A 6,661-nucleotide genomic window follows, 5' to 3' on the forward strand; every position below is an offset into this window, starting at 1 on the left:
ATCGCATGCCCGTAAGGGGATCCTTCACCGTACGTCGAGCGAGCTCAGTCCTCGTGTCATTTTCAGAAGTCGACTGCGCTCTCGGGCCCGTCCTCTCGGGGGTGGTGTCGTCGACTCCCGAGCCCTGGTCGTTCAGTAGTCCTGTGCACTAGCGTCGCATCTGCTCAGTAGTCCTGTTCTCTATGAGGAGGCGGGCGTGGACGGCGACCAGGATGAGATGGCTGGACCGGGCGTGCTTGCGGTGCCCGAGCGTGAGTGGGAGCAGGCCCGGTTGCGGGCCGGGGTGATCGGTCGCCTGGCCGAGCACGATCCAGTGGGACTGGCTGCCGTCGACGAAGCCGCGATGGAGCTGGGGATCTCCCGGCGCCGGGTGTACGTGCTGCTGGAGCGGTACCGGCGGGGCTCGGGCCTGGTCACTGATCTTGTCCCCCGGCGATCGGATGGTGGCAAGGGTGGGGGCCGGCTGACGGAGCCAGTGGAGCAGATCATCCGTGAGCTGGTGTGCCAGCGGTACTTGACCCGGCAGAAGCGCAGCATTGCCTCCCTGCATCGGGAGATCACGCGGGCCTGCGCCGTGCAGGGGCTGCCGGCTCCGGCACGGAACACGGTGGCCGCGCGGATCGCTCGGATGAATCCGGTCGAGGTGGGCCGGCGGCGCGAGGGGGCCGAGAGCGTCCGGCCGTTGCAATCGGCCGGGGACGAGGTTCCGGTAGTCGAGTCGATCCTGGACCAGGTGCAGATCGATCACACGGTCATGGATCTGATCGTGGTCGATGACCGTGACCGTCAGCCGATCGGACGGCCGTATCTGACGGTGGCCATCGACGTGTGCAGTCGGTGTCTGGTTGGAATGGTGGTGACCTTGGAGCCGCCCTCGGCGGTGTCGGTGGGGTTGTGCCTGGCCCATGCGGCCGGTGACAAGCGGCCCTGGCTGGAGCGGCTCGGAATCGACGCGGCCTGGCCGATGAGTGGCAAGCCGAAGGCCCTGTATGTGGACAATGCTCGGGAGTTCAAGAGCGAAGCGCTCACCCGCGGGTGCGACCAGCACGGTATCAGCCTCGACTACCGCCCGCTGGGCCGGCCGCATTACGGCGGGATCGTCGAGCGGGTCATCGGCACGGCCATGCGACAGATCCACGAGCTGCCGGGGACCACGTTTTCGAACCCAGTCGAGCGTGGAGCGTACGACGCCGAGAAGATGGCCGCACTGACGATTGCCGAGTTGGAGCGGTGGCTGGTGTTGGCTGTGGCGACCTACCACGACACGGTGCACTCCACGCTGGGCCAGACCCCGGCCGGACGGTGGGTCGAGTCGGTCGCAGCGACCAGTACCCCGATGACGACGGCCAACCCAACGGCGTTCTTAGTGGACTTTCTGCCCGTGTTCCGCCGCAAGCTCACGCGCACCGGGTTTGTTCTGGACCATGTCCACTATTTCGCCAATGCGCTCAAGCCGTGGATCGCACGCCGCGAGGCCCTGGAGCGGTTCCTCATCCGGCGGGATCCGCGCGATATCAGCCGCATCTGGGTGCTGGACCCCGAGGGCACCGCGTACATCGAGGTCCCGTATCGGGCGTTGTCGAACCCGGCGGTCAGCGTGTGGGAGCACCGGCAGGCTCTGGCCCGGCTGCGCGAGCGTGGGGCCACCGAAGTCGACGAGTCGGGCCTGTTCCGGATGATCGAGCAGATGCGCACCATCTCCGAGACCGCCCAGAAGACCACCAAGCGCACCCGCCGCGAGAGGCAACGCCGCACCCAGACCGGGACGACCACTACGAGGCCGACGCCCCCGGTGCCGGAACCACCGGTCGTACCAACGGACTTGGATGTGGTGGCCCGGTTCGGGGAGATCGAGCAATGGTGAATGCCAACGAGTACGAGCCGCTGGAGCTGTCCCACTTGCACCCGGCCGCGCAGCCGGTGGCGCGATTGCCGGCGGCCGAGCGGGTCCAGCGGATCCGCGCGGACCGCTGGATCGGCTACCCGAAGGCGGTCGAGGCCGTCGAGCGTCTGGAGACCATGCTCGGCTGGCCGGCGAAGCAGCGCATGCCCAACCTGCTACTGGTGGGCCCGACAAACAACGGCAAGTCGATGATCATCGAGCGCTTCCGCCGGCAGCACCCGCCCAGCTCCGAACCGGACCGGGAGCAGGTCCCGGTGGTGTGCGTGCAGATGCCCTCGGAACCATCACCCTTGCGGTTCTACACCGCGATCCTGTCCGTCCTGGGCGCACCCCTGCGGCCCCGGCCTCGTCTGGTGGAGCTCGAACGCCTCGCCTTGTCCCTGCTGCGCGAGGTCGGGGCGCGGATGCTGGTCGTTGATGAGCTGCACAACGTGCTGGCCGGTCGCGGGGACACCCGTCGGGAGTTCCTGAACCTACTGCGGTTTCTGGGCAACGAACTGCGCATCCCGCTGGTCGGGGTCGGCACCCGCGAGGCCTACCTGGCGGTGCGCTCCGATGACCAGTTGGAGAACCGCTTCGAACCCTTCGTGCTCCCGCTCTGGGAGGCCGACGACCAGGCGAGATCCCTGCTGGCCAGCTTCGCCGCCTCCTTCCCCCTCCGGAAACCATCGGTGATCGACACCGAGGACATGGCCCGCTACCTGCTGGCCCGCAGCGAGGGCACCATCGGGGAGCTGGCCCACCTGCTGACCGCGGCCGCGGTGGCCGCCGTCGAGTCCGGCCTCGAGGCCATCGACCACCGGACCCTGACGATGGCTAACTACACCGGGCCGACCGAACGCCGCCGGGTCTTCGAACGCGAGCTGCTGTGAGCACTCGGTGGCCGGTGCACCCGGCCCCGGTCACCGGTGAGGCACTCACCTCCTGGCTGCGCCGGATAGCCCACCGCTACGGGGCCGAGGTCGAGGACCTCGTTCTCGATACCGGGTTCTGCATCTCCCGCCCCGGGGACCTGGACGTGGCCGCCCCGGAGGAATTCATCAACCAGCTAGCCGGCCGCACCAGAACCGGAACCGACACCATACGGGCCATGACTCTCGGCGGGCAGACCCCCTGGCTGCTGGACCAACTCGAGCCAGCGGCGGAGGCCTACACCACCTATACCCGCCAGCTGGCGGTACTGCTGCCCCGGGGAAGGAGACGCGACCGTACCGTGGAGGACTGGCGGGCCTGGTTGCCCACGGATGCCGGCTGGCAACACCGGGCCTGTCCGCGCTGCACCATGGAATCCACCCCTCCCTGCCCCTACCAACTGGCGTGGCTGGTGCCCCTAATGCTCTCCTGCCCCGTCCACCACTGCCGACTCGAACGCCACAACGGCCCGGTGGGCTACCACGACTTCTGGCACGTCTCGCCGGGTAGGCCCGAGCCGCGACCGGTCGGGGCGGCGATCCGGAGCATGGGCCAGCGGACCTGGCAGGCCCTGACCACAGGATCCGTCGCCCTTCCCCGACACCGGGTGCACGCAGGCCTCTGGTTCCGACTACTCAGGACGCTGCTCGACGAGCTCGGCGCGACCATCATCGAATGCGGCGCACCCGGCCGGCTGACACGACAGGTGTGGGACCGCACCGGCCACCCGGTCCGCGCCGGACAGGGCCCGTGGCGCCCCTACGAGGAACTCTCCGATCAGCGCCAACTCCAGTCCCTGGAAGCCGCCGCCACCGCGATACACCTGTTCGAAACCCGGGCCATGACCTGCCCCGGACGCGAAGCCGAGGTGTTCCTGCCCCAACCGGACATTTCCCGCGACCCCGGCAGCACCGAACAAACCACGGACCCCACCGCCATCCGTTGGCAGGAGATCAAAAAGAACTTTCAGGCCGTCGTCGAGGAAGCCCGGACCACCCCCGAGACCGCCCGCCAACTCTTCAACTTCTGCACGATGTACCGCCGCGACAACGACGAAGTGATCCAAGGCGTCCGGAGCAATTTCACCGAGCTCGGCATCCCTTCGGACTACCTGTCACCATAGCTGCGCCGTGACCGTCTGCGAGACGTAGAATAAATGACCGGTTACGTGACAATATTTCTCAACATCTCGCTCTGCGGGCCTCGTGTCACATAAACGATCGAATAAATGACAGGGGTGGTGGGCGGTGCTCGTGGGGTACATGCGGGTGTCTAAGGCTGACGGCTCCCAGGCCACCGACCTGCAACGCGACGCCCTGCTCGAAGCCGGCGTGGAACCGGAGGCTCTGTACGAGGACAAGGCCTCCGGCAAGAGCGATGACCGTCCCCATCTGGCCGCGTGCCTGAAAGCGCTGCGGGCCGGGGATACCCTGCTGGTGTGGAAGCTGGACCGACTCGGCCGGGACCTGCGCCACCTGGTCAACATCGTGCACGAGCTCACCGAGCGGGGCGTGGGCCTGAAGGTGCTCACCGGCCAGGGGGCGGCGATTGACACCACGACCGCCTCCGGCAAGCTGGTGTTCGGGATCTTCGCCGCCCTGGCCGAGTTCGAACGCGAGCTGATCTCCGAACGCACCAAGGCCGGCCTGGCCTCGGCCCGGGCCCGAGGCCGCAAGGGCGGCCGGCCCTACAAGATGACCCCGGCCAAGATCCGCCTGGCGATGGCCTCGATGGGGAACAAGGACACCAACGTCGGTGCCCTGTGTAAGGAACTGGGCATCACCCGCCAGACCCTCTACCGCCACGTCTCACCCACCGGGGAACTGCGCGAAGCCGGACAGAAGGTGCTGGCCCAACGCCGATGACCACCGCGGGCTGCGGAGCTGTGTGCCGCCGATGGTGACCCACCCGGGGGCGTGTCGTATGACGTGCCGTCGCGGGACGGACCACCGGACGGGTCATGCGGGATGTCCCTAGTGGCGTGCCACTGTTCATCCATGTCGGCTGCGGGTGTGTCCGGTGGGGGGTTCCTCCTGCGGACGCGTCTATTGCTCAACCAGCCCCACTGGGTCAGTGGTGGGTGGGGTGTTCGTGGTGGGCGTGGGCGGCGGGTTCGAGTTGGAAGGTGGAGTGGTCGATCGCCACGTCGAAGTGCTCGGCGACGCAGTGTTGGAGCTGGTCCAGGATCTGGGGGGCGTGCCCGTCGTGGAAGCAGTGGTCCTCGACGACGACGTGGGCGCTGAGCACGGGGACCCCGGTGGCGATCTGGGAGGCGTGCAGGTCGTGCACGGACACCACGTGCGGCACCGCTTCAAGGTGGTCCCGAACCTCGGCGAGGTCCAGGTCCCGGGGGGTGGATTCGAGCAGGATGTGCGCGGCCTCGGCCAGGATCTTCAGGGTGCGGGGCACAATCAACACGGCGATGAGCATCCCGGCCACGGCGTCGGCCTGCGCCCAGCCGGTGGTGGCGATGACCAGGGCGCTGGCGATCACGGCCACCGAGCCCAGCGCATCGTTGAGGACCTCCAGGAACGCGGCGCGCATGTTCAGGTTGGCCCCGCGGCCGGAGCCGAGGACGGCCAGCGAGGCGAGGTTACCGGCCAAGCCGAGGATCCCGAACAGCAGCAGAGGGCCGGAGGCTACCTCGGGCGGGGCGAACAGTCGCTGCAGGCCCTCGATGAAGGCGTAGAGACCCACGGCCAGCAGGATGGCGGCCTGGGCCAGGGCGGCCAACACCTCGGCGCGCAGGAACCCCCAGGTGCGCCGGGCCGTGGGCGGCCGGGCCATCAGGGTGGAGGCCAGCAGGGCCATCAGCAACCCGCCAGCGTCGGTGAGCATGTGCGCCGCGTCCACCAGTAGGGCCAGGCTGCCGGTGATCAGCGCCCCGGCCACCTCGGCCAGCAGCACCGCCGTGGTGATGGCGAAAGCGACCGCCAGCCGCCAGCGGTGCGCCGGCGAGGCGTGGTGGTGTGCACCCATTAACTGTGTCCTCCTTCTCCGGGACCGGGCTCAGGCCGCGGCGGGGCCGTCGGGGCCCGGGGTGCCGGAGTGTGGGCAGAGCTCGACCGCGTGCCCGGTGACCGTCAGCAGCCGCTCGGCGGCGGCCAGCACCTGAAGCAGCTCGGGCTCGGCGGCCAGGGCGTACAGCGAGGCCCGGCCCACCGGCCGGGAGGCCACCAACCCGCAGCCGGCCAGGCAGGCCAGGTGCGCACTGACCGTGGACTGGGCCAACCCGAGGTGCTCGGTCAGCTCGCGCACCTTGTGCTCCCCGGTGGCCAGGTGCCGCAGGATCGCCAACCGGGTGGGGTCGGAGAACCCGTGGAACAGCGCCGCCGCCGGGCCCAGGCCCGCCGCCGGGGACACCCCCGGCTCCTTAATCATCGTCATACGACGATGATAGCGCCTTCAGTCGATAATGGCGAGGTCGCGCCCCAGGACCGGTCAGAAGCCGGTGAAGGCGGGGAGGAACTGGACGAAGACCGAGCCGGCGACGGCGACGTAGGCGACGGCGATGAGGGTCCCGGCCCAGCCGGTGGCGAACCGGACCACCCCCGGCGGGGCGGGGATCACGCCGTGGGCGAGGTTGCGGGCGGTGAGCAGGAGGAACAGGGGGATCATGGCCGCCCAGACGATCATGCAGTACAAGCAGAGGATGTAGATCTCGTACAGGGCCTGGAACCACAGCCAGGCCACGAACCCTATCCCGAGGGTGACCCCGGCCTGCAGCCCGAGCCAGTACCCGCGGCCGGGCCGGGCCCCGGAGAGCACGACCATCGCGGTGGAGATCACCACGGCGAAGGCGACGATGCCGATCAGCGGGTTGGGGAAGCCGAACAGCTCGGACTG

General features: G+C 68.8%; 7 protein-coding genes. 4 read left to right on the forward strand and 3 right to left on the reverse strand.

Annotation, left to right across the window (positions count from 1 at the left end):
* The first annotated feature begins 196 nt into the window (after positions 1-196).
* The 4 genes from HMPREF3105_RS04580 to HMPREF3105_RS04595 all read left to right on the forward strand — a co-directional run bounded on the left by HMPREF3105_RS04580 (position 197) and on the right by HMPREF3105_RS04595 (position 4,680).
* The gene (locus tag HMPREF3105_RS04580; protein WP_102708790.1) at positions 197-1,864 is read left to right on the forward strand and encodes a Mu transposase C-terminal domain-containing protein; all 1,668 of its coding nucleotides are present in this window, start codon (positions 197-199) and stop codon (positions 1,862-1,864) included.
* Positions 1,858-2,775 (forward strand): TniB family NTP-binding protein, encoded by a 918-nt coding sequence (locus HMPREF3105_RS04585; protein ID WP_049147597.1) that lies wholly within the window; start codon positions 1,858-1,860, stop codon positions 2,773-2,775. Before HMPREF3105_RS04580 ends, HMPREF3105_RS04585 begins: the two co-directional genes overlap by 7 nt.
* 14 nt (positions 2,776-2,789) lie before the next feature.
* Positions 2,790-3,938 carry a TniQ family protein gene (locus tag HMPREF3105_RS04590; protein ID WP_168167993.1) on the forward strand — a complete coding sequence of 383 codons (1,149 nt, stop codon included), beginning with the start codon at positions 2,790-2,792 and terminating at the stop codon, positions 3,936-3,938.
* A gap of 124 nt (positions 3,939-4,062) precedes the next feature.
* Positions 4,063-4,680: a recombinase family protein gene (locus HMPREF3105_RS04595; protein WP_036313821.1), complete on the forward strand. Its 618-nt coding sequence runs from the start codon at positions 4,063-4,065 to the stop codon at positions 4,678-4,680.
* A gap of 205 nt (positions 4,681-4,885) precedes the next feature.
* Here the strand turns inward: HMPREF3105_RS04595 and HMPREF3105_RS04600 are convergent, their stop codons facing one another.
* The 3 genes from HMPREF3105_RS04600 to HMPREF3105_RS04610 form a co-directional block, all read right to left on the reverse strand.
* Positions 4,886-5,794 (reverse strand): cation diffusion facilitator family transporter, encoded by a 909-nt coding sequence (locus HMPREF3105_RS04600; RefSeq protein WP_036313825.1) that lies wholly within the window; start codon positions 5,792-5,794, stop codon positions 4,886-4,888.
* Positions 5,795-5,824: 30 nt separating this feature from the next.
* On the reverse strand, positions 5,825-6,202 hold the full coding sequence (locus HMPREF3105_RS04605; RefSeq protein WP_036313828.1) for an ArsR/SmtB family transcription factor: 378 nt from the start codon (positions 6,200-6,202) through the stop codon (positions 5,825-5,827).
* Positions 6,203-6,256: 54 nt separating this feature from the next.
* Positions 6,257-6,661, reverse strand: a 405-nt coding sequence (locus HMPREF3105_RS04610; RefSeq protein ID WP_305791327.1) for a vitamin K epoxide reductase family protein, incomplete at its 5' end; no start/stop codon positions are given.

Origin of the sequence: Micrococcus sp. HMSC31B01, from assembly GCF_001816085.1 — a bacterium.
Classification (GTDB): domain Bacteria; phylum Actinomycetota; class Actinomycetes; order Actinomycetales; family Micrococcaceae; genus Micrococcus; species Micrococcus luteus.

Excerpts from the sequence above, each read along its gene's own strand:
- HMPREF3105_RS04585 (WP_049147597.1), top strand. The coding sequence starts at position 1,858 with ATGGTGAATGCCAACGAGTACGAGCCGCTGGAGCTGTCCCACTTGCAC.
- HMPREF3105_RS04600 (WP_036313825.1), bottom strand. The coding sequence starts at position 5,794 with ATGGGTGCACACCACCACGCCTCGCCGGCGCACCGCTGGCGGCTGGCG.
- HMPREF3105_RS04605 (WP_036313828.1), bottom strand. The coding sequence starts at position 6,202 with ATGACGATGATTAAGGAGCCGGGGGTGTCCCCGGCGGCGGGCCTGGGC.